Origin of the sequence: Microcystis sp. LE19-10.1B (assembly GCF_027530565.1) — a bacterium.
Taxonomy (GTDB): domain Bacteria; phylum Cyanobacteriota; class Cyanobacteriia; order Cyanobacteriales; family Microcystaceae; genus Microcystis; species Microcystis aeruginosa.
Genome location: NZ_JAPZQM010000192.1, coordinates 1 through 2,447 on the forward strand (window position 1 = coordinate 1; position 2,447 = coordinate 2,447).

The 2,447-nt window shown below is 40.3% G+C and carries 4 protein-coding genes and 1 pseudogene; 2 read left to right on the plus strand and 3 right to left on the minus strand.

Annotated elements, in window-relative coordinates; all coding sequences use genetic code 11:
* Nucleotides 1–135, plus strand: a 135-nt coding sequence (locus O9332_RS07065; RefSeq protein ID WP_147068792.1) for a transposase, incomplete at its 5' end; no start/stop codon positions are given.
* A 124-nt stretch (nucleotides 136–259) separates the two neighbouring features.
* A complete protein-coding gene (locus tag O9332_RS07070) occupies nucleotides 260–400 on the plus strand; it encodes a hypothetical protein (protein ID WP_288024535.1) in 141 nt (46 codons plus the stop codon).
* Here the strand turns inward: O9332_RS07070 and O9332_RS07075 are convergent.
* The 3 genes and pseudogenes from O9332_RS07075 to O9332_RS07085 form a co-directional block, all read right to left on the minus strand.
* Nucleotides 382–1,053 (minus strand): annotated as a pseudogene (locus O9332_RS07075) (IS1380 family transposase); the annotation flags it as partial. The gene O9332_RS07070 and the pseudogene O9332_RS07075 overlap by 19 nt on opposite strands.
* Before the next feature lie 120 nt (nucleotides 1,054–1,173).
* Entirely contained in the window at nucleotides 1,174–1,428 is a 255-nt protein-coding gene (locus O9332_RS07080; RefSeq protein ID WP_502846452.1) for a transposase, read from the minus strand.
* 327 nt (nucleotides 1,429–1,755) lie between these two features.
* A complete protein-coding gene (locus tag O9332_RS07085; protein ID WP_002758752.1) occupies nucleotides 1,756–2,130 on the minus strand; it encodes a hypothetical protein in 375 nt (124 codons plus the stop codon).
* Between the last annotated feature and the right edge of the window lie 317 nt (nucleotides 2,131–2,447).

Here is a 2,447-nt window from a genome sequence, read left to right on the forward strand (position 1 = left end):
GAGCGAAGGACAACGAATGGGGTGGTCGAGGGAATCAACAATAAACTTAAACTAATAAAACGGAGAGGCTATGGCTTGAGAAACTTTCGGAATTTTTGGGTTAGAAGTATGTTGTCTTGGCATCTTGTCTGTTGATTTAGCATAAAGGGTAACGAAGAGCCAAGGTGATTAAAAGGAGAGGCTATGGATTTAGGTTCTTCGGTTTGTGTTATGCAATGGAGGGGGGTTATAAAGGATAAAACCCTTACACAGAAAAACATTGCTTCGATTTTGGCCAATTGTTTTCTATCTAGAACGAGCTAATCAATTGAGTCTCTTGCCCTATAAGGATTTAGTCGATTTATGCCCCCTGATCGAATCATACCAAGTAACGAAGAACCCTTTTTCTCCCGTGCGATGATATTGTAATCTTGCTTGATCCAGAAGATAACTAATTTTTTGTTTCAAGACTGCATTACTACTATAACCAAACACATATTTAACTTCACTGCGTTCGCAAACTTTCAAGATTTCAGGCAAGGAGAAGCCCGCATCTCCTCGTCAAATAATTCTCACTTCTGGCATCGCTTTTCTTAACCGCCAAAATAGCCATCTTAGTATCCCCGCTACCCCTTTACCTGGGTGAGAATTTCCCGCTCGAAGTTGTAGAACTAACGGGTAACCGCTCCCAGCTTCATTAATTAATACGGGAAAGTAAATATAGTGTCCATAATAACCATGAAATAAGCTTAGTTGCTGATGCCCATGAGTCAAAGCATCCCAGCCATCTATATCTAGCAATATTTCTTCTGGTTGTTGTGAATAACTTTTGAGGAATTGGTCAACAAAAAAGCGACGCATTCCTTTGATTTCTCTGTTTGTTACCTGATTCTCCCATCGACTCATCGTTGGCTGACTAGCTAATAATTCTTCTCCTAGAAGCGGAACTTTATCGCAAGCAATCTTAAAAATAGGATCATCCCGCAAATAGTTACTGTCGTTGCTATCTTCATAGCCCGATGCTATTTGATAGACTCGTTGACTAATTAACTGATGTAGAGAATGTTGGCTCTTCGTTACTTGTTATGGTTCGATAGGGGGGCATAAATCGACTAAATCCTTATCTGGCAAGAGACTTAATTGATTAGTTCGCTCTAGATAAAAAACAATTGACAAAAAACGCTAAATGCCTTTCTATATAAGGGTTCCATCCCTTATAACCCCCGTCCATTGCATAACACAAACCGAAGAGCCAGAATGTTTTACTTTACCCGGCTCTCGATTATCCTCCAAACAATCTGCTAATCCTTCACAAATTTTCAGTTGTTCTTCTGCTTGTCTAACCAGAAGTACCCCCGCATCTGAACTCAAATCAAGGCGAGAGAACTTGGCTTCTAAAGGTTTTTTGGTAAAGAAGTTTAGCGAAAGTTGAGAAGAAAACTCAGTCATGATCAACGAAAATTTTAACTCTTACTGTCCCTAACATTATAGAGTTTTTTGTCCCCTTTTTTCTGCTTTTTTAACCATTATTTTCTCTCCTGAAAGCCCAGTGACGGAGAGACAAAACAGACTGTTGTTGAGATCAAGTCGCTGTAACTTATATCTGGTAGTGGTTTCAGGGTTTTTTACCCTACTCTCATGAATAATGCAGGCTAAATATAGCAACTTCTATAGTTGTGAGGTACAGAGTCTTAGGTTTTGAGGAGTCAGGAGTCAGGAGTCAGGAGTCAGGAGTTAAGATTTTGGTGTACCTCATGAGATTGGGAAACGCTATAATTAGCAAGTATAAGCATTTGATGTCCCTGTTGCTGATGCACCAGTCACCACATCAACTGCGCGAATTACAGCAGGATTAACTTGATTTCGCCAACAGTTGGCCTGGAAGAAATTAGTTTTTTCCGAAAATTGTCCCTGTGCATCTGCAAGATCTTCCGTCAGATGGAATGGATTCTTTTGATTGACTAGATTCTCAACATAGAACTTGACTCTTCCACCAGGGGTAAAACCTTTACCACTAACCCTTATGGCTCCACCAGTTTGATTCTTTGTAGTAGAAACAACGATTGATGGACTCACTGGTTTATCTAATAATTCCCAACCCTTCCAGGGGGAAACGCCATCCCACCACTTGTGCCAAACACCATCATCCATCCCACGGGCAAAAACATCAAGCCTGTTAGTCCCCCAAGAAACAACTAGAGATCTTGCATAAGTCTAGACAAAATAGGATAAAATATAGCGGTTCTCGCATCTGTGCGGCACACTTAAACCTTTGCTGATTAAGCTGTTCAGGATCGGGAATGTACCTCTTGTGAATCAGAAACGCTATAGTCCAAGAGTTAAGATTGAAAGATGACTTACGAACAAGTAAAAACTTTAAAGCCAACAGAGTTCAAACGCTTGTGTGGCCTGTATCCAGATACATTTAAGGATATGGTAACAGTCCTAAAGGCAGAAAAAGTTTGGCA

Excerpts from the sequence above, each read along its gene's own strand:
- O9332_RS07080 (WP_502846452.1), bottom strand. The coding sequence starts at position 1,428 with ATGACTGAGTTTTCTTCTCAACTTTCGCTAAACTTCTTTACCAAAAAA.
- O9332_RS07085 (WP_002758752.1), bottom strand. The coding sequence starts at position 2,130 with ATGGATGATGGTGTTTGGCACAAGTGGTGGGATGGCGTTTCCCCCTGG.